Source organism: Anoxybacillus ayderensis (assembly GCF_013761015.1).
GTDB lineage: Bacteria > Bacillota > Bacilli > Bacillales > Anoxybacillaceae > Anoxybacillus > Anoxybacillus ayderensis.
In genome coordinates this window covers 390743-414695 of the sequence record NZ_JACDUV010000001.1, presented here as the reverse complement: position 1 = coordinate 414695, position 23953 = coordinate 390743, and the positions used below count along the sequence as shown (strand labels likewise).

Here is a 23953-nt window from a genome sequence, read left to right as displayed (position 1 = left end):
TGCGACTACGGTTTTTTTATCACACCGCATGCGATTCGCTTGCCTGCATTTCCCGCTGGCTGAGACATCCCATCATCTTTTCCTTCGTGGATGACAATCGATGTTCCGTTTTTGGTGAATAGGCCGTTTTTCTCTTCTGATAAATTGACATTTGGGGCCATCAATTGCACTTTCACCGTTCCGTCTTCTTTCACAATTAAATTCGGTAAATCACCTGCATGCGCTCCTTCCGGATGAAGGAGACCGTGCTCTTTTCCTTCTGGATTGAAATGTTCCCCAGCTGACTGAAATGTAGGTGGTTCACATGTTCCTTTATCATGAATATGGATCGCGTGTTCTCCTGGAGGCAGTCCTTTTAAATCAATGTCGAGTTTCACCCCTTCAGGTTGCTGCGACATTTTAATCGTCCCGACCGAATCACCATCTTCATTAATCATATTGACATCGACGTTTTTCACTTTTTCTTCCATACATCCGCTCACAAGTAACAAGACGACACATATCATTATTTGACGCACAATAAGCCCTCCAACTACATATTTACAGCTTATTATGCCCCGTTTGTATTCATTTAATCGTTTATTTGTTGTTTTTTCAACTGTTCTTCTAATTGCTTCGCTTTTTCTTCTTGACGTTTTGAAATTTTTATAATCAATCGCATCGTCAACACCGCTGCAATAAAAAATGCGGTAAACGAAATGGCAGCAGGAATGTACTCTGTTTTATCTTCTGGGAAGTATAAAAACAATCCAAATATAATGTTAGTCATGCAATCAACCTCTCCATATATCTTCTCACTCATTATATCATAAAGACAATTGTATCGCTTCGCAAAAAGGAATATAATTGGATTCGTAAACAAAAAAGGGAGGCGTATTCGCTTGAAAAACGTCGTGATCCACAAAGTCATCACATTCGTATTTACAGAAGGGCAATTAAGGGGGTATTGGAACGAACAAAAACAAAAAATTCCATTCGAATCTTTGACAAATGAACAGTTAATGGCATTAGCTGAGGATATGTTAGCGAACTCTTCTCATAGCCAACTAGAGCAACATATTTTAGACCATGGTTGGCGCGTAAAAGAAGAAACAGAAGGACAAGTGCTTGCAGAAGACGATTCCCGTGAACATGTACATGTGGAAGTTATCGATACAACAAAACAAGGATCGCCATCCACAAAATTGTTTATCGACCGCCTATCACAAATCGAATGCGCGAACTGCGGATTTTCTTTTTATATTCGCAATGTAAACGCTGACACAACACATTTAAAATGTCCAAGCTGTTTTCAGACACTAAAAAACTGAAATATAGAAAGGAATGAAAGATCGTGCATGAGGCAATCACTCATGAAGTAAGCAATTTCCAATATTATGCAGCCATTGCAATCTTTTTGATTACATACGCCATCATCATTTCAGAAAAAGTGAATCGTGCTGTCATCGCTTTATTAGGTGCCGCTTTTATGATCATTTTCGGCATCGTTGATTTACATCAAGCGTACACTCATCATATCGAGTGGGGGACGATTACGCTTTTAATCGGAATGATGATTCTTGTTAGCATTACGAGTAAATCAGGCTTTTTCCAATATGTTGCGGTCAAAGCTGCAAAAATGGCGAAAGGAAGCCCGATTAACATTTTAGTCATTTTATCCTTGCTGACAGCTTTTCTTTCCGCCTTTTTAGACAATGTAACAACTGTTTTATTAATCGTTCCGGTTACGTTTTCCATTACACGCATGTTAGAAGTAAACCCTGTTCCATTTTTAATTTCTGAAGTGCTTTTCTCAAACATTGGCGGAACGGCGACGTTAATCGGGGATCCACCGAACATTATGATCGGCTCTGCCAATAAACATTTAACGTTTAACGACTTTTTATTTAATCTAGGTCCTGTTGTTCTCGTCATCATGGCTGTTGTTATTGCTATTTTGTACGTGTTTTATCGCAAACGTCTTCAAGCAAATGCTGCGCTCATTGAACGGCTCATGAAACTCGATGAAAAACAATACATTAAAGATGCCGTACTATTGAAAAAGTCCGTTTCTGTGCTTGGATTCACAATTTTAGGGTTTACACTCCATTCAGTGATTCACGTCGATGCAGCAGTCATCGCAATGACAGGGGCTGTCATTTTAATGCTCATCGGCGTAAAAGAACACGACTTAGAAGAAGTGTTCGCTTCAGTTGAGTGGACAACCATTTTCTTCTTTGCCGGATTGTTTACGCTTGTTGGTGGACTCGTCGATATTGGTCTTATTAAAAGTTTGGCCGAGGAAGCATTGGAAATCACAGGAGGCGATATTCATTTCGCATCTTACTTAATTCTTTGGGTATCTGGAATCGCATCAGCAACCATTGACAACATTCCGTTCGTTGCGACGATGATTCCACTTATTCAAGATATGGCTGTCGGCATGGGATTATCTCCAGACTCCGCACAAATTGATGTTTTATGGTGGTCGTTAGCACTTGGCGCTTGTTTAGGTGGAAACGGAACGTTAATTGGAGCATCTGCAAACGTCATCGTTGCGGGGATTGCTTCACGTGAAGGGCATGGGTTTAGCTACTTTGATTTTCTAAAAATCGGAGCACCGCTGACGCTCATTTCCTTGCTTATTTCACACGCGTATATTTTCATTCGTTACTTATAAAAACGCTCAAGGCTCGCCTTTGAGCGTTTTTTTCTTTTCGTCATATACTGCTTCCAAGGAGGGAGAACAATGTATCCAAACGTTGATATTACACAATTTACACAATCAGCAAAAGCGATACAAAAGATATTGAAAGATGCCACGACCATTTCGACAAAAATCGCAAACGATCCTACTTTTGCGAAACAGTTAATGGAAAAAGCCCAACAATCAAAACAAGAAGAAGTACAAAAGCAACTTCAATCCATCGGCATTGAATCGGAAATGAAAATCTCTTTTAATCCAAATACGATTCATATTACACTTTTACCAAAAAAAGGCGAGTCGCCTTGTTGCCAACTCACCTTCTTGCTTTACTGGCGATAATTCGGTGCCGCCATTTGCTTCTCACCTATATAGGCTGCATCGCGCAAATCATGTCCATCATCCGTTTCACTTACATGAATAATATCTTCTTTTGCACCTAATCGATTTGCGCGAAGCAATTGTTCCTCTTCCCTCATTGTCATCCCCTCCGTATTGTTATGTTGCACAAGTACGTTGCACTTATGTATTGACATTTTTTGCTTTATCATATACCATTTTGTTAACGAATAAAAAAAGGAGGTTAACAAATGCGAGCGAAAGATTTAACGTTTATCGCCATGTTTGCAGCGTTAATGGCGATCGGAGCAAACATTACATCGTGGGCTCCTTTTCTCGTGATTGGTGGAGTTCCAATTACGTTACAAACATTTTTTTGCGTATTAGCTGGCGCCATTCTTGGAGCAAAACGAGGAGCAATAGCAATGACTGTATATATGCTCATCGGGTTATTCGGCGCACCTGTTTTCGCTCGGTTTGGCGGTGGGTTTTCAACGATCGTTGCCCCAACATTTGGCTTTATTCTTTCTTTTATTCTTGCAGCATACGTCACTGGTTTACTTATTGAAAAAAGTGCAAATCGTTCCGTAGCACGCTTTATCACAGCAACTATCATCGGCATGATCATTAACTACGTTGTCGGCACAAATTGGATGTATGTCGCGTTTAAACTATGGGCTGAAGCGCCAGAAGGCTTTTCGTATACGATGGCATGGAGCTGGATGCTCGTTCCGCTTCCCAAAGACATCATCTTATCAATCGTTGCCGGCGTCATTGCGCCACGCATTTATAAAGCATTAAACCAACATCAAATATATAACAAATACGTTGCATAACAAGAAAAGGAAGTTCGGTTATAGACCAACTTCCTTTTCCTCTTTCTTTATATATTGTTGCCGAAACACTTGCATCGATTCATTTTCGTTCAGTGCAATCATCTCTTGCTCAGATAATGTTCCATCTCCACGTTTGACGACATATACGGTCACTTTTTTCTTTCCCCAATGTTTATACACATCATCTACTGTTTCGTAATATAAATCAATTTTATGGCCTTTAATCGCGGAACCTGTATCTGCGACAACACCATATCCGTATCCTGGAATAAATAAAATCGTTCCAATCGGGAAAATGTTCAAATCTGCTGCGATCGTGGAATACAAATCACGTTTCACACGCACACCTGAATACGTGATCCCATAACTCGGATGATCAGGCGTTTTTCCTGTTGATTCCACTCCAGCCGTATATCCTGTTGCTACAACAGTAACGGACGGATATTGCGACCAATCGAATGCTTCTTCTAACGTCAACGATTCGTTTGTTGTTTGTTGGGATGATAGTTGTGTCACTTGCTTTTCATTTTTACGAAAACGATCTGCTACATACTCATACGTGTTCGTTGAAAACAACGACTTGAACGAGAAAAAAGAAAAACGTGAAGGTGAAAACCAATCAGATAGCATCTTCGCTTCAACGCCTGATATCGATTGAAATGTCGTCATGAACGCACACATAAACAATACAACCATGGTCGTTCGTCTTAACCATTTTATACCCATTTATTCACTCCTCCCACGGTTGTATTTCTTTCCAACATTCAAAAAAAATATACATCTACCGCAAGAGAAATAAAAAAACCTCCACGATTGTGAAGGTTTAAAACATACGATATCCTTTTTTACGCAATGTTTGAATGACAATGCCTGAAACGATTGCGCCTACAATGCCGCTGCTTAAAATAATTAAATCGGCGCTCGCTAACGACCCTATTCGCTCTTTCACGTGAGCAAAGGAAGCGGATGGTTTTGTCACATAGTCCATTATAGAAATTTGATCGATCCACAATAATAAAACGAACGGGCTTAATATCGCCATCGTCCACGTCGTTCGTAAAATCATATTTAATAAAAAGCCAATACCAAAAAATAAAACAAAAAACAATAAAATAGAAATAAATAAAACAGGAATGCTCATCTCCATACGTTTTCACCTCCAATACACCATTTTAAGTGTACTGAAAGCGAAAACATGAGTCAATTATTGCTTCATTGCCATTTCATCTTTTTCTACTCCTGTCCCTTCACAATAGTGACACGTTTCCGACCCTCCAACCGCAACATGAACATAACCGTTTCCCGCACAATATTGGCACGTTGTTTTATTCATAGCCCTCTCTCCTTTTTTCTTAATTTTCAGATAATTATACATAAAAATATATCATTTGTAAAGAAAAACGAGCGAAAAGTCGCTTCGCTCGTTTTTATAATAGCTTGAATTTTCCTTTTTTCGCAACAAGTGTTGGACCACCGATTAAGTAAAGGGCACGGTTGTCAATTACTTTTTTCATGACACTTGCTTTTGCCCCCCAAATTTTCTTGCCAAATACGACACCGATCGCATCATCGTGTCCAAGCGAACATACTGTTCCTTTGAGGTCTGGTTTAAACGGTTGTAATTCCCCTTGACCACGAATTAATACAGCTAAGTTTTTCGCACAAACTTCCCCTTGTTGCATTGCAATTTGCGCTGTTGGCGGATATGGACGGTTTGTTTCTTCGTTAATAATTAACGCACAGTCTCCAACAACAAACACATCTTCATGTCCTGGTGCACGTAAAAACGGATCGACTTTCACACGACCGCGCATCGCTTCAAACCCTGATTCGTCAATGACGTGACTTCCGCGTACTCCAGCCGCCCATACAACTGTTCCCGCTTTAATTTCTTCTACTTGATCGTCTTTGCTAACGATAATGCCTTCCGGTGTACATTCTTTAATCGCTGTACCAATTTTAAATTCAACACCTTTTTTCTCAAGAACATTTACCGCATATTCAACAAGTTCTGGGTCAAAACCAGGAAGAACTGTCGGTGCTGCCTCTACGCAAATGATGCGCACTTTATTTGGATCAACGTCATATTCACGGCAAAGTTCTGGAACGCGGTTTACAAGCTCACCTAAAAATTCGATACCTGTAAATCCTGCACCACCAACGACAATCGTCAAACGCTCATCACGTTTTTCTTCTTCTGTGCTATATGTCGCAAATTGGTATTCAATATGCTCGCGAATTTGACGTGCCGCGTTGACGTTCGCAATCGAGAAGGCATATTCTTTTAAGCCTTTAATGCCAAACGTTTCAGATTCAAATCCAAGAGCAACAACTAAATAATCATACGTTAGCGGCTCATGGTTTTGAAGCAACACTTGTTTTTGTTCGAGGTTGATTTTTTCAACCGTATCTTGAATAAATTTTACTTTACTTTGATCGATGACATCTGCAATCGCATAGCGAACGCGCTCGTGATGCAACGTTCCTGCAGCTGCCTCATGCAACCATGTTGATTCATAATGGTAATCATGTTTGTTGACAAGCGTAATGCTTGCTTCATTGACGCCAATCATCTTTTGTAAACGCGTCACTGTCATTAATCCACCATAACCTGCACCTAATACAACAACATTTGGCTTCTTCAAGCGAATCACTTCCACCTTTTCTTATTTTTTTTAGCTTGTGCTTGTTGAACGATTTTTATCGTTTAAAAAGTTTGTGAATTTATTCACGAAATAGACCAAAAAAATACAACGTTTTGTAACAAAGTTGTCATTTCTACGTTAACATCTTATTCTTTTTTTCTCTCTTTTTCAAGAGTTATTTGTTCAATTTTTGGCCATAATTTTTGTCGAGTTCATGTCGAAATTTTCAAAACAACAAAAGCGTTCAACCATTTTTTATGGTATGATAATACGTGAGAATTTACGTTTTAGGAGGAATGAACGTGAAAGAAGATCAAAAACTGTACGATATTACTGTAATCGGTGGCGGACCTGTTGGTTTGTTTACAGCGTTTTACGGGGGAATGCGTCAAGCAACGGTGAAAATTATCGAGAGTTTACCGCAACTTGGCGGACAACTTTCTGCACTTTACCCTGAAAAATACATATATGATGTAGCGGGATTTCCAAAAATTCGCGCCCAACAACTGATCGACAATTTAAAAGAGCAAATGAGCAAATTTAACCCAACTGTTTGTTTAGAACAGTCTGTTGAAAAGTTAGAAAAATTGGAAGATGGTACATTTAAACTAACAACAAATAAGGAAATCCATTATTCCAAAGCGGTCATTATTACTGCAGGAAACGGTGCATTCCAACCTCGTCGATTAGAACTCGAAAGCGCAGTACAGTATGAAGGAAAAAACTTACATTACTTTGTTGATGATTTAAATAAATTTGCTGGTCAACATGTACTTGTATGCGGTGGTGGCGACTCTGCCGTTGACTGGGCGCTTATGCTTGAGCCAATTGCTAAAAAAGTAACGATTGTGCATCGACGCGATAAATTCCGCGCCCATGAACATAGCGTTGAAAACTTAATGAACTCGTCTGTCGACGTCAAAACACCGTTCGTTCCTGTCGAATTAATTGGAGATGAAAACGGTATCAAACAAGTCGTTTTAGAAGAAGTAAAAACGAAAGCTCGCGAGACGATTGATGTCGATGCCGTTATCGTTAACTACGGCTTCATTTCTTCGCTCGGCCCAATTAAAGAGTGGGGATTAGAAATCGAGAAAAACTGCATTAAAGTAAACTCCAAAATGGAAACAAACATTCCAGGTGTGTATGCAGCCGGCGACATTTGCACATATGAAGGAAAAGTCAAGTTAATCGCTTGCGGATTCGGTGAAGCGCCAACAGCGGTCAACAACGCAAAATCATACATTGATCCAAGCGCAAAAGTACAACCGCTTCATTCTACATCGATGTTTGAATAAGAGAAAGAATAGGCTTCCCATAGTTATAGGGAAGCCCCTTTTTCTTCTTCCAAACATACTTGTTCTATTTCTACAGGCATCTCTTTTTTTCTCAAAGCAGCTTGCAATTGTTCAATTTCCTTTTCTAGCTTCTTTGTATAGTTCCTCATCTTAACAAGTTTCAATCCACCGACGAAAAAAACAATCAATGCTCCCAATATAACAGAACTTAAAATCACAATAACTAACGGTGTTTCAAAATAACCAACGATGTAATTTACCTCTACATTTTGGACATTGGCAATGGAAAATAACGCTACGAGCAACGCAAATATCAGTCCAAAGATAATGTTTCTTTGTCCCTTCACTATATAATCACCCCTCAACATTCTTCTGGTGTACCAGCATGTGTCGCTGTACGAAACGATGAACCGCATCCGCACGAAGCGATGGCATTCGGGTTATGAATCGTAAATCCGCCCCCCATCGCCCCTTGTTCGTAATCAATCGTCGTTCCTTTTAATACAAGTGCGCTTTCTTTATCGACTAATATACGCAAACCGTCTTGTTCAAACTCATGATCCTCTTCACGCTTCTGATGATCAAATCCCATCGCATAAGATAATCCGCTACATCCTCCACCATAAACACCGACACGAAAATAAACGTTTTCTTCTCCGCTTTCTTTCATCATCTGTTTCACTTGCTCCGCTGCTTTTTCTGTGAGTGTAACAATTTTTTTCATTTAACTTCACTCCTTTTTAATAATAGTATACACCTGTGCAAATCGTTTCTGCAGCACCGCGCATCAACACATCGCCATTTTCTTTCCACGTAATATACAAATCTCCACCAGCTAAATGAACAACCGTTTCTTCATTTCGCTTCGTTTTTCCATTTAGCACCGACGCCACAACCGCCGCACATGCTCCCGTGCCACACGCTTCGGTTACCCCTGATCCTCGCTCCCATACGCGAAAATGGAGCTCACGTTCATTCACCACTTCTACAAACTCGACATTCATTCCCTCTGGAAAGCGCTCATCTTTTTCAACGATCGGTCCAAGCGTCGTTACCGGCGCCTCCTCAATACGATCAACATAAAACACCGCATGAGGATTCCCCATCGATACACCTGTCATATAATACGTATGCCCTGCAAAATCAATTCGTTCGTTAATGACGACATCGTTTTCTTTTCCGACCATCGGTATTTCTCCACGAGATAAACGAGGTTTTCCCATATTGATTTCCACACTATTGACCTTTCCGTCTTCCACAAAAACGCGAGCTTGAACAAGACCTGATAACGTTTCAATCATAAACTGTTCCTCTTGAACGATGCCATGCTCATATACATATTTCGCTACGCATCGCAACCCGTTGCCACAATTTTTCCCTTCCGATCCATCGCTATTAAAAATACGCATTTTCACCGGTGCCACATCAGATGGGCAAATTAAAATGAGTCCATCTGATCCGATCCCTGTATGTACATTTGCCACTCGCTTTGCAATATACGATAATTCCTCTTCTGCTAAACGCTCTTTAAACATATTGACATAAATATAGCTATTCCCTAATCCATGCATTTTCGTGAACGAAAAACTTCTCATAGCTGTCCCTCCGCATACATGTTTAATAACACTATACATCGTTGCCATGAACGTGACAACTTTTTTACAAATATATAAAAAGTCACAGGCAATCCGAGAGACATATAGTATAATATAACTATCAATCATACAAGGCAGGGAACATAATGGATATTTTATATGATCGTACCGTCACATGTCTTGTTTGTAGACAAACATATACAACGAAAAAAGTCCGTTCGCGTTTCATTCGTCCCATCCGGCACGACACTGACTTTTGCTCATATTATGCGAGCGAAGAAGCGAATCCGCTTTTGTATTATGTACACGTTTGTCCACATTGCGGATTTGCAGCAACAGAAGAATTTTCAACGTATTTTCCACCACAAACGCTTGAGGCCATTCAACAAAACATTTGCGCCAATTGGCGTGGGAAAAATTACAGTGGGGCTCGTACATTTGCTGAGGCCATTGATACATACAAGCTCGGCATTTATTCCGCCACATTGAAAAAAGAAAAACATATTACGCTCGCTGGACTTTATATGCGTCTTGCCTGGTTATATCGTTCAAACCAACAAAGCGAAGAAGAACGGCGATTTATGCGATTAGCGCTCGAGCAATATATCGCTTCTTATGAGGCTGATGATTTTGTTCACACACATATGTCCGAAGTGCGCTTATTGTATTTAATCGGAGAATTGTATCGTAGGCTAGGAAAAGAAAAACAAGCGATCATTTATTTTTCGCGCGTGATCGCTAGAAAAAAAGAGACGATTGAAAAAGGAATTGTCAATATGGCTTACGACCGTTGGCAAGAAATTCGTGAAGAAAAAAAGGGGGCACAATAGCCCCCTAAAACATTGGATTTTCTTCAATATATTCATACACTCGCTCAACGAGCTGCTCTGCATCCTCTGCTGTAACAATATCCCCATTTACCATCGCAAATAACATATTGGCACATTTTCCACAGTATCCTAAACATCCGTATTCAATAATGTCCAAATTTGGATCTTTTTCAAGTTGCTCTAGCGCGCGTTGTGAACCATTTGCTAAATTACTTATACAAAATTCAACGATCGGTTTCAACAATGTATTCACCTCAATCTTAATATTATAACACTTTCACTAAAAATGATGTAATATTGACATAAGAAAAACATCTTAATTATTCATGTTTCTCGAAAAAATGTTGTTATTTTGTCACAATTTCGCTATACTTTTAGTGGTCGAATTTTATCAAAAGGGGAAAGCTTCCATGAGAAACCTCGTGCTACTTGGCGGCGGATACGGAAATATGCGCATCTTACTCCGCATCCTTCCGAATTTACCAGAACATATCCATATTACATTAATTGATCGTGTTCCATACCATTGTTTAAAAACAGAATATTATGCTTTAGCTGCTGGGACAATTAGTGACCAACACATTCGTGTTCCATTCCCAGAACACCCTCGCCTATCTTACGTCTTTGGTGAGGTCAAAAAAATTGATTTACATCATGAAGTTGTTCATCTTCAAGACGGAACGTGTATTCCGTATGATGACTTAGTCATCGGATTAGGTTGTGAAGATAAATATCACGGTGTACCCGGTGCAGACATTTTTACTTATAGCATTCAAACAATTGATAAAGCAAGAGAAACGTATCAAAAACTAAGCAATCTCCCACCACATAGCATCGTCGGTGTCGTCGGTGCTGGGTTAAGCGGTGTAGAATTGGCAAGTGAATTAGTTGAAAGTCGTCCAGATTTACACGTTAAACTATTTGACCGCGGCACACGCATTTTATCTATGTTTCCAGAACGGCTAAGCCATTATGTAGAGCAATGGTTTCATTCGCATGGTGTGGAACTCATTCGTCAATCAAACATTACAAAAGTTGAGGAACATACGTTGTATAATCACGAAGAAGCAATCCATTGCGATGCGATTGTATGGACTGCCGGCATTCAACCGAATCGTGTCGTCCGCGAACTCGATGTGGAAAAAGACAGTCAAGGGCGTGTCGTATTAACACCTCGACACCATATTCCAAATATAGAAAATGTATATGTTGTTGGGGATTGCGCAAGCTTACCGCACGCTCCGAGCGCCCAACTTGCCGAAGGACAAGCAGAACAAATCGCTCAAGTATTACAAAAACGCTGGAAAGACGAAGAACCACCAAGCGAATTTCCGCCAATTAAGTTAAAAGGTATTTTAGGATCATTAGGCAAAAAACATGGCTTTGGCCTCGTTGCCGATCGCCCACTAACCGGACGGGTTCCGCGCCTACTAAAATCAGGCGTCTTATGGATGTACAAGTACCATAACGGATATTAATTGCCTACATTTTTCGTATAAACATATGCTGTTTTTTGTTTGACACTATGGTATGATAAGCATAGCATAACAAAATAATGATCTTCTCATGCCGAAAACACCTTAGATTTTATTAAGGTGTTTTCTTTATACACATAACCAGTAGAAAGGAGGGATAAGTGTTGGAAGCGGTTCTCCAGCAAGTTCTCACAAAGTTAAACGAACTTCAAGCAGAAATGAATAATATGAAACAGACAATGGCTACAAAACAAGATCTCGAAAATATGGTCACAAAAGAAGACCTCAAAGCCATGGCCACAAAACAAGACTTGAAAATGATCCAACAAGCTGTACTTGAAACGAATGAAATCGTCAAAAATATTGAAGCAAATCAGAAAAGACAAGAACGCATTTTAGATGTACTTTCTAAACGTTCCATTGAACATGAAGCCCAAATTACTGATTTGCGTTGTGTAAAATGAATGAGGGCGAGTTACTTCGCCCTTTTTTCAATTGCTTCATAAATGTTTTTTAATTTCGGATTTCCTTCGTCAACAATCTCCCCATCAATGACAACGACAGGATAAAATAAGTCTTCGTCAATTATCCTTTGTGCCAATTGACGTTTTTCTTCATCTTCTGGTGGATGAAAAATATCGACATACACAAATTTAAATGAATCGTTCGGATATTTGCGCGAAACGGCAGCTTGAAGCCATTCATACGTATCCTTTGATGATGGTGCACCGACACAAGAAGCACAAATCATATCCGCCCCATACACACATATTTCAATCATATTTATTCTCTCCCCTGGAAAAAAGTTAAGTAACGTTGATAGATTTTTTTCATCATGATGATTATAATAAAATTAGTGAAAGGAGTCGATGAAAATGGCAGATCAAGATATTAAACAACAAGTGCAAGAAGTATTAGATAAACTTCGTCCATTTTTACTTCGCGATGGCGGAGATTGTGAATTAGTCGATGTAGAAGACGGCGTTGTTAAACTTCGCCTTCTCGGTGCGTGCGGAAGCTGCCCAAGCTCAACGATCACATTGAAAGCTGGTATTGAGCGCGCATTACTTGAAGAAGTTCCTGGCGTTGTTGAAGTTGAACAAGTGTTTTAAAGAAAAAAGGGGTGTACGAAATGTGCACCCCTTTTCATATGAAGAAAATCATTTATTTCTCTAACGCCATTTTATATACACAACTCCCCTTTGTTTCTACTGACAACATGCGAACAGCACAATGTGGAAATGTTGCCACAAGCGCATCATATACTTCTTTCCCTCTCCCTTGTTCAGCAAAACAAAGGACAGTCGGACCAGCACCACTTAGCGCTACCCCAAATGCCCCGTTCCGTTTCGCTACTGTACGCACATGGGGCAATTCAGGTACGAGACATTCACGATATGGTTGATGAAATAAGTCGGCATCCATCATCTCACCAACGAGCGACCAATGGTTTGTAAGCAATGCCGCCACAAGCACGTTACTAATTGCGCTTGCCTCGACGGCTTGCTCGCGCGTAAATGCCCTTGGAAGAACTGTGCGAGACTTTTTCGTTTCCAATTCATACGTCGGAATGACAGCAATTAAATCAACTGGAATGGAAGGAATGTGTACAATATGTGTACGGTCTTTCAAATGACTTCCAATGACTACTCCCCCATATAAAGAAGCACCGACATTGTCAGGATGACCTTCATATACGCTAGCTACGCGCATTTTTTCCTCTTGTGACAATTCAAGACGCCCAAGCTCATTTGCTAACTCAATGGCTGCTACAATCGCCGCTGCGCTACTACCTAGCCCTCTCGTAAATGGGATATTACTTGATACAAACACGCGACACGGCGGCAACGCCACACCATACTGACGAGCTAGTTCATTTGCTACTTGATAAATTAAATTGCTTTCGCCTGTTGGAATACTTTTCACTTCACTTGTTTTCGGGACGAATTCCCACATTTCCGCACGAACAACTTCTAAAGTTAAATGCAACGATACAGCTAATCCGATCGAATCAAAGCCAGGTCCAAGGTTGGCTGTACTTCCTGGGACAACAATTTTTAACATCTCTCCATCGTTCATTGAAGGACAGCTCCTTGAATGTGCGCAAACACCGCTTCTTCATCATTTGGCAAGACGATCGGTTGAATATTCGTTGCGTCCATCGCTACATTTGGATCTTTCAATCCATTTCCAGTCAACACTGCAACAATTCGGCTTCCTTTTGCAATTTCGCCGCTCTCGACTTGTTTCATTACACCAGCAATCGACGCACATGAAGCAGGTTCTGCAAAAATTCCTTCTTCTCTTGCAAGTAAACGGTACGCATCTAAAATTTGGGCATCTGTCACTTCATCAATTTTTCCTCCCGATTCGTTCGCGGCCTGAACAGCATATTCCCAGCTCGCGGGGTTACCGATTCGAATTGCTGTCGCAATCGTTTCTGGATTTTCAATCACTTCGTTACGAACAATTGCTGCCGCTCCTTCCGCTTCAAACCCGCGCATTTGCGGCAATGTTGTTCCATGCTTTTCATGAAATTGTTTAAATCCTTTCCAATATGCTGTAATATTTCCTGCGTTTCCGACTGGAATAGCGAGAATATCAGGGGCTTGCCCGAGTTGCTCACAAATTTCAAACGCTGCTGTTTTTTGCCCTTCAATACGATACGGATTGACCGAATTGACAAGCGTCACCGGAGCCATTTCGCTTAAACGACGCACCATTTTTAATGCGTGATCGAAATTTCCTTGAATCGCAACAATTTCTGCCCCATACATGACCGCTTGCGCCAACTTTCCGAGCGCAATTTTCCCGTCAGGAATGACGATAATGCAACGCATATTTGCCCGTGCAGCATACGCAGCAGCAGCGGCAGACGTGTTGCCTGTCGAAGCGCAAATAATTGTATCGCTGCCTTCTTCTTTTGCTTTAGCAACAGCCATGACCATCCCACGATCTTTAAAAGATCCTGTTGGGTTTGCTCCCTCTGTTTTAACGTATAATTCTACACCGAGTCTTTCCGACAAATGAATGAGCGGAATGAGCGGTGTATTCCCCTCATTTAACGATAACATCGGTGTTTTATCTGTCACCGGTAAATAGTCACGATAATGATGCAACAATCCCCTCCACATTACAACGCACCTTCCCCTTCTACTCGATACGAACTTTTCACTTCTTCGACAACTTCTAAATCGCGCAACTGTTGCAACACATCACGGTAATCTTTTAAAGATGCTTGATGCGTAACGAGAACGATTTCTGCCAAATCTTTTTGTTTTAAAGGTAATTGTAAAATTTTCTCGAAACTTACTCCGCGCTCTGAAAAAAGTGATGTAATTTTCGTAAACGCTCCAACTTGATCTTTTACGTGAATGCGTAAGAAATATTTCGAGTATATTTCGCTATCGTCTTTTAACTGCTTATCGTATTGTGGGGTAACTGCGCTTCTCCCATTTACCCCAAGGCGCATATTTTTCATTACAGCAACTAAGTCCGACACAACGGATGTTGCTGTCGGTAGGCTCCCTGCTCCCGGACCGTAAAACATCGTCTCTCCAACCGCTTCTCCGTAAACGTAAACGGCATTATACTCATCATTGACAGACGCAAGTGGATGTGTTTCTGGCAACAATGTCGGTTGCACACTCACTTCTACTTTCTCTCCGTCTCGATGGGCAATACCAATTAATTTCATCGTATAACCGAGTCGTTTGCTGTAATTTAAATCTTCTTCCGTAATTCCGGTAATCCCTTTGACGTATACATCTTGCAAATCAATGTTCATCGAAAAACCAAGACGAGCTAAAATCGCCATTTTTCTTGCTGCATCTAGTCCTTCTACATCTGATGTCGGATCCGCCTCAGCATAACCGAGCGCCTGTGCTTCCGCTAATACTTCTTCATATTTTCTATTAAATTTACTCATTTTTGTTAAAATATAGTTTGTTGTCCCGTTTACGATGCCCATCATTTTTGTAATTCGATCGGAAGCTAATCCGTCTACAAGGCTGCGTAAAATCGGAATTCCCCCTGCGACACTTGCTTCATAAAACAAATCGCAACCGTGCTCAGATGCAACAGCAAGCAACTCTGTTCCATATAGCGCCATTAAGTCTTTATTTGCCGTCACAACATGTTTTCCGTTCTTTAATGCCTGTAATATATATCGTCGCGTTTCTTCAATGCCTCCCATGACTTCAATGACAACATCGATGTCTGGGTCATGAATGACTTCTTCTACGTTTGTCGTTAATACTGCCTCTGGCAAAACGACATCTCTTTTTTTATCGCGATCACGCACAGCAACTTTTTTTATTTCAACAGGGCAACCAATTTGATGCATTAATTTATCTTGATGGTTTTTAATAATTTTCACAACTCCACTGCCAACCGTTCCTAATCCTAATAATCCAACTGATACGCTTTTTACCATCTTCCCCACCTCTTGTTTTTCTGTAATGAACATTTGTTTTTGTATAGTAGACATTATAGAGGATCTCCATTTCTTTTACAATCCTTATTTTCATTATCGTACCATATGAAAACGTTTTATGTTTAAAAATTTTCTAAAAAAATAAAAAAAGAGCCTATCGGCTCTGCACAGGTGTATAAGGCTTCTTTCCTTCTAGCACGGCTATTACGTTGCGACAACATAGTTGCATCATCGCGTACCGCGTTTCTTTCGTCGCACTCCCGATATGCGGCAAAGCAACAACGTTCGGCAATTGTAACAGCGGATGATCCGAACGAATTGGCTCTTGTGCAAATACATCTAGCCCCGCACCAGCAATATGTCGGTTGATTAACGCATCATATAACGCTTCTTCATCCACAACTGCCCCGCGTCCCGCGTTAATAAACATAGCTGATCGCTTCATTTTCATAAATGCTTCGCGGTTAAACAATTGATACGTTTCATTCGTTAACGGAGCTAAACAGACGACAAAGTCCGCTTGTTCAAGCAACTCATCAAACGAACAATACATCGCACCAAGTGTTCGTTCGGCTTCCATATTTCGTGAACGATTATAGTATAATACGCGCATATGAAATCCTTTTGCCCGATGCGCAACGGCTTGCCCGATTTTCCCCATACCGACAATTCCAATCGTTTTATGGTGAACATCCGTCCCTGCAAGTAAAAGCGGACTCCAACTTTTCCATTCTCCTTCTTTTATAAACTCGGCTGCTTCAATCACTCTTCTTGCCGTTGCTAACAGGAGAGCAAATGTTAAATCCGCTGTCGTTTCTGTCAATACATCAGGCGTATTGCAAACAATGATCCCTCGTTTTGTCGCTGCCTCTACGTCAATATTGTCGTAACCGACGGCCACATTCGCAACGACGCGAAGCTTCGGACTTTGTTTCAATAACTCCTCATCAATGCGATCAGATAACATCGTAATTAATGCTTCTGCCCGGCTTGCTTCTTGAAGTAGCACATCGCGCGGAACAACAAGATGCTCATGCGGCCACATGTTTACATCGTATTTGTCATATAACGGCGCAACGACATCATCTGGTAGTTTTCTTGTAATGAAAACATATGGTCTTCCCATATCCTCGACCCCTTTAGCACATTGTCATCCGCTTTATTGTATCATATTTATAACCAATCAAGACGAGGAATAGAAACAGTAGTTATATCATGAAAATGACGAAGTTTTTGTTCATATACGTCAGTCTCTTCAAATACTTGTCGTAATTGTTGCGCATAGCGTTGTTGCATATCACCTTCTGATCCATAGTAGTTTTCAATCGACTGAAAATAATGAAGCGGAAATAATAACCGGGCATAAATCATTCGCCAAGAAAAACGGCTAAGCGATTGCACATGTTCATACGTTTGTAAAAAACGCACAATCGTTTCATCTGATTGTTTCGTTAACCACTGCTTTCGAATCCACTCCGCAACATCGCGACTTGCGTGGTCAAACACCCAATCCGTTGGTATTTTCCCCATTTCCCATGTTTCGGGCGTAAATTGTTCATGACAAATCGTCGGCATATCGCTGTGCATCGGAGCTTCATCTAATTGCGTGTCCATCACATATTGAACCGCGTTTTCGGCAACACCTAAATAGTAAGGAAATGTCTCAACAAATTGTTCATCCAACTCATTTTTTTCGGAAGACCTCGCTTGTAATTGCCAAAAATGTTCTAATTGATCGATTCGTTGTCCCCATAGTTCTCCCCATTTGCCAAATCGGCTTCGGGCGGAAACATCATACGGATATGTGCGCCCACGCTGATGAAATAATGCGAGTTGTTGCGCGATATCTCCTGTTTTCATTCGGTTTTCCACTTTCCACACACTCACTTGCTTTCCTTGTAACATGCCAACAAAACGCCCTGTCCTCGTTGGAAGCAACGTGGCAATCGTTTCGTCACCTTGTGTTCGCATATACATCGCCATGTAATATAACTGCTGAATGTCGCTTTCTTTCTCATTCGTCGGTACCGCAACATATATGTCATTTCCACTTCGAACAAAAAAACGATCACCTATTTGCTCCATATGATCAACTCGAAAATAATAATCCATACACATCCCTCCTTCCCTTATGTATATGTTTCAAAAATACGTATAAACTTCATAAGAGAGAGGAAATGAACGCACGTTTCATAAAAAAGTCACATACATTGTAAAAAATAAAAAACGAAATAGGTGAAGTTGGATGGAGGAAAAGAAAATAGGAAAAATGGAACAAGTCGCACGACAATGGCTCGCTGATCGCGGGGTAACAATCGAACATATTGCTGAACTCGTTTATTATTTACAATCCAAATATCATCCAGACTTACAAATGGACGAATGTATTCATAACGTGAATCGCGTGATCGCTAAACGTGAAGTACAAAACGCACTATTTACCGGCATTCAGCTCGATATTTTAGCAGAGAAGGGTTTACTACAAGAGCCTCTCCAATCATTTATCGCAAAAGACGAAGGATTATATGGGGTAGATGAAATTTTAGCTCTTTCGATCGTCAACGTATACGGTTCTATCGGTTTTACGAACTACGGATACATCGATAAACAAAAACCGGGCATTTTACATCAATTAAATGATAAATCATCCGGTCAATGCCATACGTTTTTAGATGATATCGTTGGAGCGATCGCTGCTGCTGCTTCAAGCCGTCTAGCGCATCGCGCTGCCCATGTCGAATGAATATAAGAAAAGCGAAAAGCGCCCCAATTTCGCCTAAAGACAGCCCGTGTCCTGCGGGCAACGGCGAAATGTCGCCATCCTTGGCTCCGCGAAGAGCGCATAAGCCCCACCGAGGAGAGCTCGAACCAAGCGGTCGCTTGGTTGTGCGTGGGTAACATCACTGAAGTGTCTCAATGTGTCGCCGCCGCAGTGTGGGGCGGAGCGAACCGAGCCGATGGCGCTTGAAGCTAGACAGCTCTTTTAATCCAAAATTTTATACTTTCTTGTCTTATGAAAAAGGTGCCCAACTAGGCACCTTTTTATATGCGTTCTATCCATTCTTTTAACGAATCAACGACATACGTCGGTTGTCGATCATACGTTTGCAACATTTCTTTCGTCGTCACTCCTGTATGAACGAGAAGTGTATCGATCCCTGCATTCATTCCGGCCATAATATCGGTATCATAGTTATCCCCGATCATTAACGTTTCTTCTTTTGGAACACGAAGCACTTCTAGCGCCTGCTCCATAATAATTTTTTCCGGCTTACCGATAAAAATCGGCTTCGTTTGTGTCGACACAGCAACGACAGATGTAAGCGACCCGTTTCCTGGTAAAAGTCCGCGCTCCGTTGGAATTGCAATATCTCCGTTTGTCGAAATAAACAGCGCCCCATTGCGAACAGCTAAACAAGCAATCGCTAATTTTTCGTAATTAATGCTACGATCAATCCCCATGACAACGACTTCCGCATCTTCATTTGCAAATGTAAATCCTTTTTCTTCAAGCGCACGACGAATACCGTCTTCTCCAATCACATAAACAGAGGCGTTCGGCTTCTTTTCATAAATGTAGTTTGCCGTGGCTTGACTTGTTGTAAATACTTGCTCTTTCGTTGCAGGGATACCGAATTTCCGCAACTTTTCTGCTACTTGTTCCGGCGTGCGGGAAGAATTGTTTGTTACAAATAAATACGGAATACCTTTTTCATGAAGGCGATGCACAAAAGCGCACGCTTCTTCAATTCGTTCTGTTCCGCGATACATCGTACCGTCTAAATCAATTAAATATCCTTTATATGTTTTCACTTTTGCCACTCCTTTTGACAACTTGCACGTTCAAACTTTAACGCAAAACAGCTGCACTTGTCAAAAAGAGCGCAACGAATGTCAACGATTGTTCATTTTTTTCGCTTAATATGGTAGCGACACGCGTCATCACCGTCAGCTAAACACGTTTTCGGAACAATTTCGGCTTCATGAATGAGCGTTTCAAACAACTGTCGCTCACATTCACAAGCAATCGGATACGCTTGAGCTACTTCTGCAATCGGACAGTTATGTTCAACTAACTCAAACGAACCATCATCGTGTTGTACCAATTCCGACATATACCCATGCTCATTTTGTACCGCCACAAGCTCTTTCATTTTCTCATCAAACGATTTATCGCCAAATTGTCGTTCATACAGCTTTTTCATCCGTTCTTGCCGATTTTGAAACAACTGCGCTACAATTTGCTTTCCGCCCATCCGTTCTAAATCAGCTAAAAAATCGAGCATCGTTTGCTGATAGTGGCGCGGAAAACGTTGATGTCCTTTTACACTTAATTGATACACATTTGTCGGCCTTCCCATCGGTTGACGAACAAGCGTCGATTCAACAAGTTCTTCGCGCTCTAACGCACTTAAATGACGGCGGACAGCCATTTCGGTAATTTGTAGTTGCTCCGCCATTTCACCGACTGTTAGCCGCTTTTGCACTTTTAGCATTTTTAAAATTTGCTCTTTCGTGGAAGAGGTTTTTTTTCGCATCACGTTTCACCCTCTTCCATTTTATACGATTTTCCCTATACACACAATTTTTAAACATTTTCATTTAAAAAAGCGGACACAGGCCCAAGTTCATGATGTAAATACGTGCGAATAGCAGTTGGAAAAGATTGAAGAACATGGCGATAGTTTTGCAATGCGTTCAATAATTCGTCATGTGGTACGTCGATGTATTGTTGAACAAGCTTTTTACGAAAATGAATGATTTGTTTTAATGCCTCTCCATCTTCATCCGAAAGAACACGTTCATCGACTAGAATGTCAATAATGTCCTCGTAACTTCCGGGATCGCGCATAATAAAGCCGTCAATCATCGCATTTCCAACGTCAATGATTGATTCAATAATCACATGTCCTATCCGTTCAAGCGCTAGCTTCTCGATTGGGGTATGAAACGGTTGTTGGACATAGGAGACAACTTCCTCCATATATTTCAATGTTTTTTCGATTTTTTGACGATCAACAAAATACATCATTCATCTTCCTTTCTGTTTTTTATTTTATTGTAGCATAGCGCTTTCTTTTACACAGCTAACAGAAATTTGTTAAGATGAAGAAGCAACGATACACGATATGGAGGGATACAATATGGAACGTTTCTTTTTATATGACGATACAGTAGATACAAAAACTCGATTTGTTAGCTTCGCTGGCAAAAATGAACGGTTTGATTTAGCGATCGTCCAAACAGACCGTTTTTATGGCAAAGCGCTCGTACTCGATTTACAAAGCAATCGATATGCGATTATCGGTTCAGATGACTTGCAACAGCCTGGGTATATTGAACACATATATAACTTAAATGAAGAAGATGCAAACGAGTTGCGAAGCTTTTTACATGAAATCGTCGGTTAAGTGGTACGCTATGTAAAAAACGAAAGGAAGAATTCACATGACCGATGAAACGTATCATGATTTTTCAACTGTGGAAGCGATGAAAAATTTTCTCGTACCAGAAACGTTGCCCGAAGGTCCATACGGTTCCCCACGTGGCGAACATGAACCCGTTCAAAATAAAAGTACCCCGTGGCGAAAAGGGCAGCGATATTACAGCGCATTTAATTACGAGTATAAATCGCTTCACCAAAACATTCCGCGTCAAGATCCAGGCGCGCATCCCGTTCACGATGATCCTAGCGAAAATGACCAACAACCGTACTCATGAAAAATAGGTCAGACGTCCTGACCTATTTTTTCACTTTACGTAACACAAAATAAGCGCAACCAAAATTGCAATATTCAAACAAATATTCGGATAATGTACTTATTTTCGTATCATATGTCGCTTTTTGGTTATGGTCATCAAAAAAGCCACGAAGGCGAAGCTGATTATATCCCCAATCGCCAACAATGTAATCATATTTATTTAAAATATCCGTGTAGCGCGCACGAAACGCTTCTTCGTTAAAGCCGTTACGCACATTTTCTACAAGCTCGTAACATGTATTATGAATACAAATCATATGCCCTCACCTCTTCTTTCCATTTCTATCATAAAACATGTCTTTCTCCCAAGCAATCACCATTATAACGCTTTGAATAAAACAAATAATAAAAAAGAAGGGGGGAGTTGTTTTGCGGAATACATGGTTACTGACAGGGATTAGTACAATCGCTTTATTATCTGGATGCGCAGGAATGAACGAATCCACATCTTTGTATGAAAAAAGCGGAACAACGATCAACGTTCGTTCACGAAACGATTTATATAACGAACATGGTGTCCGAAACGGAATGGATTCGAGATTAACAAATTTCGGTTACGTAAGACATCAAAAAAGCCCAATTCCGGGTGATACAACACAGTATGCGACAATACCTGTATTAAATCGCGAAAATGTCGCGGATTTAATTAGCAAACTGTGCACCCAACTTCCGAACGTTTATGACGTTGGGACGCTCGTCACAGACGATACCGTGTTTGTCGTTTACAAAACAGACAGTACAAATCGGTTTGAAACAGCCGATCAAGTGAAAAAAACAGCTATTTCTGTCGTTCCACGTTATTATCACGTATACGTTTCAGACAATCCGCGCATGTTCCAAGATATTGAGCGATTCGGCCGTTTAGATGCAAATAGTCAAAATATCGATCAAGTTTTACAACAAACGATTAAAGAAATGCTCAAGTCACCACAAGGTAGAAAAGTGAGTAGCGGAGAAAATGAAAACGGTGTGCAACGCGAAGAAATGAACATGATGCAATAACAAAAAAGGATGTCCCACATACATAAAAGGGACATCCTTAATGATATGTTTACTCATTCGCTTTTGCCGATTGTACTTGCTCATCAGCATGATAAGAAGAGCGAACGAGCGGACCAGACTCACAATGACTAAATCCTTTCGCTAACGCAATTTCTTTTAACTCCATGAACTCATGAGGATGGTAATATTTCTCCACCTTCAAATGTTTTTTTGTCGGTTGTAAATATTGCCCGATCGTCAAAATATTCACTCCGACTGCCCGTAAATCGTCCATTGCTTCTAAAATTTCTTCTTTTGTTTCACCAAGCCCGACCATTAAGCTTGATTTTGTAGGAATATCCGGTTGCATTTCTTTCGCACGGCGCAAAAATTCAAGTGAACGTTCATACGTTGCGCGCGCACGAACGCGCGGAGTGAGGCGACGAACTGTTTCAATATTATGATTTAAAATGTCAGGACGAGCGTCCATTAACGTTTTTAAGTTTTCATATACACCACCCATATCAGACGGCAATACTTCAATCGTCGTCAACGGATTTTTCCGCCGGATAGCACGTACCGTTTCAGCAAATACAGCTGCACCGCCATCTTTTAAATCATCGCGCGCAACAGCAGTCACAACAGCATGCTTTAAATTCATTAAACGAACGGATTCAGCAACACGCTCTGGTTCTTGCCAATCTAGCTCCGTTGGCAATCCTGTTTTCACAGCGCAAAAACGGCAAGCGCGCGTACATACATCGCCTAAAATCATAAACGTCGCTGTGCGACGAACGGCCCAACATTCATGAATATTTGGACAACGCGCTTCTTCGCACACCGTATGCAATTGTTTTTCGCGCATCATTTTTTTCAAGCCTGTATAATGTTCATTCGTATTTAACTTTATTTTTAACCACTCTGGTTTGCGAAGGTGCTGTTCTTTTGTTGACATCATTTTCACGCTCCACTCGTTAATGTACATTACCCATTATACGAGTTATTGCCTTACAATACAAAACAGTTTGTTTTTCCAACATTTTTTATTTATGAAAACAGTCGATTACCTCAAAC

Annotated in this window: 35 protein-coding genes; 13 read left to right on the top strand and 22 right to left on the bottom strand. The window is 40.7% G+C overall.

Annotation, left to right across the window (positions count from 1 at the left end):
* Positions 1-5: 5 nt before the first annotated feature.
* Positions 6-506 carry a superoxide dismutase family protein gene (locus HNR63_RS02150; protein ID WP_181519670.1) on the bottom strand — a complete coding sequence of 167 codons (501 nt, stop codon included), beginning with the start codon at positions 504-506 and terminating at the stop codon, positions 6-8.
* 65 nt (positions 507-571) lie between these two features.
* Complete coding sequence (locus HNR63_RS02145; protein WP_085787862.1) at positions 572-769, bottom strand: hypothetical protein; 198 nt, start codon at positions 767-769, stop codon at positions 572-574.
* Positions 770-881: 112 nt separating this feature from the next.
* Between HNR63_RS02145 and HNR63_RS02140 the strand changes: the two genes are divergently transcribed.
* The 3 genes from HNR63_RS02140 to HNR63_RS02130 all read left to right on the top strand — a co-directional run bounded on the left by HNR63_RS02140 (position 882) and on the right by HNR63_RS02130 (position 3025).
* The gene (locus HNR63_RS02140; RefSeq protein WP_181519641.1) at positions 882-1310 is read left to right on the top strand and encodes a hypothetical protein; all 429 of its coding nucleotides are present in this window, start codon (positions 882-884) and stop codon (positions 1308-1310) included.
* Positions 1311-1333: 23 nt separating this feature from the next.
* On the top strand, positions 1334-2659 hold the full coding sequence (locus HNR63_RS02135; RefSeq protein WP_181519640.1) for a sodium:proton antiporter: 1326 nt from the start codon (positions 1334-1336) through the stop codon (positions 2657-2659).
* 69 nt (positions 2660-2728) lie between these two features.
* Complete coding sequence (locus HNR63_RS02130; RefSeq protein WP_181519639.1) at positions 2729-3025, top strand: YuzC family spore coat inner layer protein; 297 nt, start codon at positions 2729-2731, stop codon at positions 3023-3025.
* On the opposite strand, the gene HNR63_RS02125 is transcribed toward HNR63_RS02130, so the two are convergent.
* A complete protein-coding gene (locus HNR63_RS02125) occupies positions 3013-3162 on the bottom strand; it encodes a hypothetical protein (RefSeq protein WP_167338105.1) in 150 nt (49 codons plus the stop codon). The genes HNR63_RS02130 and HNR63_RS02125 overlap by 13 nt on opposite strands.
* Before the next feature lie 111 nt (positions 3163-3273).
* Between HNR63_RS02125 and HNR63_RS02120 the strand changes: the two genes are divergently transcribed.
* A complete protein-coding gene (locus tag HNR63_RS02120; protein ID WP_021093623.1) occupies positions 3274-3858 on the top strand; it encodes a biotin transporter BioY in 585 nt (194 codons plus the stop codon).
* Positions 3859-3876: 18 nt separating this feature from the next.
* Here HNR63_RS02120 and HNR63_RS02115 read toward each other — a convergent pair whose 3' ends face one another.
* From HNR63_RS02115 to HNR63_RS02100, 4 genes are all read right to left on the bottom strand, one after another.
* The gene (locus HNR63_RS02115; RefSeq protein ID WP_181519638.1) at positions 3877-4584 is read right to left on the bottom strand and encodes a 3D domain-containing protein; all 708 of its coding nucleotides are present in this window, start codon (positions 4582-4584) and stop codon (positions 3877-3879) included.
* 97 nt (positions 4585-4681) lie between these two features.
* Positions 4682-4999: a YuiB family protein gene (locus HNR63_RS02110; protein WP_281363148.1), complete on the bottom strand. Its 318-nt coding sequence runs from the start codon at positions 4997-4999 to the stop codon at positions 4682-4684.
* 63 nt (positions 5000-5062) lie between these two features.
* Complete coding sequence (locus HNR63_RS02105; RefSeq protein WP_021093625.1) at positions 5063-5191, bottom strand: YuiA family protein; 129 nt, start codon at positions 5189-5191, stop codon at positions 5063-5065.
* A gap of 94 nt (positions 5192-5285) precedes the next feature.
* The gene (locus HNR63_RS02100) at positions 5286-6512 is read right to left on the bottom strand and encodes an NAD(P)/FAD-dependent oxidoreductase (RefSeq protein WP_035062810.1); all 1227 of its coding nucleotides are present in this window, start codon (positions 6510-6512) and stop codon (positions 5286-5288) included.
* Between the two features lie 293 nt (positions 6513-6805).
* Between HNR63_RS02100 and HNR63_RS02095 the strand changes: the two genes are divergently transcribed.
* Positions 6806-7801, top strand: a complete 996-nt coding sequence (locus HNR63_RS02095; RefSeq protein WP_085787858.1) for an NAD(P)/FAD-dependent oxidoreductase — start codon at positions 6806-6808, stop codon at positions 7799-7801.
* Positions 7802-7824: 23 nt separating this feature from the next.
* On the opposite strand, the gene HNR63_RS02090 is transcribed toward HNR63_RS02095, so the two are convergent.
* From HNR63_RS02090 to dapF, 3 genes are read right to left on the bottom strand one after another with little or no spacing between them, the layout of a single operon-like run.
* Positions 7825-8148 carry a LapA family protein gene (locus HNR63_RS02090; protein ID WP_181519636.1) on the bottom strand — a complete coding sequence of 108 codons (324 nt, stop codon included), beginning with the start codon at positions 8146-8148 and terminating at the stop codon, positions 7825-7827.
* Between the two features lie 14 nt (positions 8149-8162).
* Positions 8163-8525: a HesB/IscA family protein gene (locus HNR63_RS02085; RefSeq protein ID WP_181519635.1), complete on the bottom strand. Its 363-nt coding sequence runs from the start codon at positions 8523-8525 to the stop codon at positions 8163-8165.
* 16 nt (positions 8526-8541) lie between these two features.
* On the bottom strand, positions 8542-9396 hold the full coding sequence (dapF, locus tag HNR63_RS02080) for a diaminopimelate epimerase (RefSeq protein ID WP_085787874.1): 855 nt from the start codon (positions 9394-9396) through the stop codon (positions 8542-8544).
* Between the two features lie 146 nt (positions 9397-9542).
* On the opposite strand from dapF, the gene HNR63_RS02075 reads away from it, so the two are divergent.
* Positions 9543-10226 (top strand): DUF2225 domain-containing protein, encoded by a 684-nt coding sequence (locus tag HNR63_RS02075; protein WP_181519634.1) that lies wholly within the window; start codon positions 9543-9545, stop codon positions 10224-10226.
* A 4-nt stretch (positions 10227-10230) separates the two neighbouring features.
* Here the strand turns inward: HNR63_RS02075 and HNR63_RS02070 are convergent, their stop codons facing one another.
* Complete coding sequence (locus HNR63_RS02070; protein WP_181519633.1) at positions 10231-10470, bottom strand: YuzB family protein; 240 nt, start codon at positions 10468-10470, stop codon at positions 10231-10233.
* A gap of 166 nt (positions 10471-10636) precedes the next feature.
* Here HNR63_RS02070 and HNR63_RS02065 point away from each other — a divergent pair, with 166 nt between their 5' ends.
* Together HNR63_RS02065 and HNR63_RS02060 are read left to right on the top strand one after the other, a co-directional pair.
* Entirely contained in the window at positions 10637-11704 is a 1068-nt protein-coding gene (locus HNR63_RS02065) for an NAD(P)/FAD-dependent oxidoreductase (protein WP_181519632.1), read from the top strand.
* Between the two features lie 158 nt (positions 11705-11862).
* Positions 11863-12165, top strand: coding sequence for a hypothetical protein (locus HNR63_RS02060; protein WP_181519631.1), 303 nt, complete (start codon positions 11863-11865; stop codon positions 12163-12165).
* 11 nt (positions 12166-12176) lie between these two features.
* Here the strand turns inward: HNR63_RS02060 and HNR63_RS02055 are convergent, their stop codons facing one another.
* The gene (locus HNR63_RS02055; RefSeq protein WP_181519630.1) at positions 12177-12482 is read right to left on the bottom strand and encodes a YuzD family protein; all 306 of its coding nucleotides are present in this window, start codon (positions 12480-12482) and stop codon (positions 12177-12179) included.
* A gap of 94 nt (positions 12483-12576) precedes the next feature.
* Here HNR63_RS02055 and HNR63_RS02050 point away from each other — a divergent pair, with 94 nt between their 5' ends.
* Positions 12577-12813 (top strand): NifU family protein, encoded by a 237-nt coding sequence (locus HNR63_RS02050; RefSeq protein ID WP_003398276.1) that lies wholly within the window; start codon positions 12577-12579, stop codon positions 12811-12813.
* A 52-nt stretch (positions 12814-12865) separates the two neighbouring features.
* On the opposite strand, the gene thrB is transcribed toward HNR63_RS02050, so the two are convergent.
* From thrB to yutH, 5 genes are all read right to left on the bottom strand, one after another.
* Entirely contained in the window at positions 12866-13780 is a 915-nt protein-coding gene (thrB, locus tag HNR63_RS02045) for a homoserine kinase (protein ID WP_181519629.1), read from the bottom strand.
* Positions 13777-14835, bottom strand: a complete 1059-nt coding sequence (gene thrC / locus HNR63_RS02040) for a threonine synthase (RefSeq protein ID WP_085787852.1) — start codon at positions 14833-14835, stop codon at positions 13777-13779. The genes thrB and thrC overlap by 4 nt, the downstream gene beginning before the upstream one ends.
* Positions 14835-16136 carry a homoserine dehydrogenase gene (locus HNR63_RS02035; RefSeq protein ID WP_181519669.1) on the bottom strand — a complete coding sequence of 434 codons (1302 nt, stop codon included), beginning with the start codon at positions 16134-16136 and terminating at the stop codon, positions 14835-14837. The genes thrC and HNR63_RS02035 overlap by 1 nt, the downstream gene beginning before the upstream one ends.
* A 154-nt stretch (positions 16137-16290) precedes the next feature.
* Positions 16291-17262 (bottom strand): 2-hydroxyacid dehydrogenase, encoded by a 972-nt coding sequence (locus tag HNR63_RS02030; RefSeq protein WP_181519628.1) that lies wholly within the window; start codon positions 17260-17262, stop codon positions 16291-16293.
* Between the two features lie 47 nt (positions 17263-17309).
* The gene (gene yutH, locus HNR63_RS02025) at positions 17310-18248 is read right to left on the bottom strand and encodes a spore coat putative kinase YutH (RefSeq protein WP_181519627.1); all 939 of its coding nucleotides are present in this window, start codon (positions 18246-18248) and stop codon (positions 17310-17312) included.
* A gap of 133 nt (positions 18249-18381) precedes the next feature.
* Between yutH and HNR63_RS02020 the strand changes: the two genes are divergently transcribed.
* Complete coding sequence (locus HNR63_RS02020) at positions 18382-18879, top strand: phosphatidylglycerophosphatase A family protein (RefSeq protein ID WP_021093640.1); 498 nt, start codon at positions 18382-18384, stop codon at positions 18877-18879.
* A gap of 299 nt (positions 18880-19178) precedes the next feature.
* Here the strand turns inward: HNR63_RS02020 and HNR63_RS02015 are convergent, their stop codons facing one another.
* From HNR63_RS02015 to HNR63_RS02005, 3 genes are all read right to left on the bottom strand, one after another.
* A complete protein-coding gene (locus HNR63_RS02015) occupies positions 19179-19949 on the bottom strand; it encodes a TIGR01457 family HAD-type hydrolase (RefSeq protein ID WP_021093641.1) in 771 nt (256 codons plus the stop codon).
* Between the two features lie 92 nt (positions 19950-20041).
* Entirely contained in the window at positions 20042-20674 is a 633-nt protein-coding gene (locus HNR63_RS02010; RefSeq protein WP_181519668.1) for a helix-turn-helix transcriptional regulator, read from the bottom strand.
* 50 nt (positions 20675-20724) lie between these two features.
* Positions 20725-21165 (bottom strand): DUF86 domain-containing protein, encoded by a 441-nt coding sequence (locus tag HNR63_RS02005; RefSeq protein ID WP_021093643.1) that lies wholly within the window; start codon positions 21163-21165, stop codon positions 20725-20727.
* A 115-nt stretch (positions 21166-21280) separates the two neighbouring features.
* On the opposite strand from HNR63_RS02005, the gene HNR63_RS02000 reads away from it, so the two are divergent.
* On the top strand, positions 21281-21547 hold the full coding sequence (locus tag HNR63_RS02000) for a DUF3055 domain-containing protein (protein ID WP_043964989.1): 267 nt from the start codon (positions 21281-21283) through the stop codon (positions 21545-21547).
* Positions 21548-21584: 37 nt separating this feature from the next.
* Positions 21585-21857: a hypothetical protein gene (locus HNR63_RS01995; RefSeq protein WP_021093645.1), complete on the top strand. Its 273-nt coding sequence runs from the start codon at positions 21585-21587 to the stop codon at positions 21855-21857.
* 22 nt (positions 21858-21879) lie between these two features.
* On the opposite strand, the gene HNR63_RS01990 is transcribed toward HNR63_RS01995, so the two are convergent.
* Positions 21880-22155 (bottom strand): YutD family protein, encoded by a 276-nt coding sequence (locus HNR63_RS01990; RefSeq protein WP_003398297.1) that lies wholly within the window; start codon positions 22153-22155, stop codon positions 21880-21882.
* A gap of 112 nt (positions 22156-22267) precedes the next feature.
* Here HNR63_RS01990 and HNR63_RS01985 point away from each other — a divergent pair, with 112 nt between their 5' ends.
* A complete protein-coding gene (locus HNR63_RS01985) occupies positions 22268-22900 on the top strand; it encodes a YhcN/YlaJ family sporulation lipoprotein (protein WP_085787845.1) in 633 nt (210 codons plus the stop codon).
* 49 nt (positions 22901-22949) lie between these two features.
* Here the strand turns inward: HNR63_RS01985 and lipA are convergent, their stop codons facing one another.
* Positions 22950-23864 (bottom strand): lipoyl synthase, encoded by a 915-nt coding sequence (gene lipA, locus HNR63_RS01980; protein ID WP_343047584.1) that lies wholly within the window; start codon positions 23862-23864, stop codon positions 22950-22952.
* Between the last annotated feature and the right edge of the window lie 89 nt (positions 23865-23953).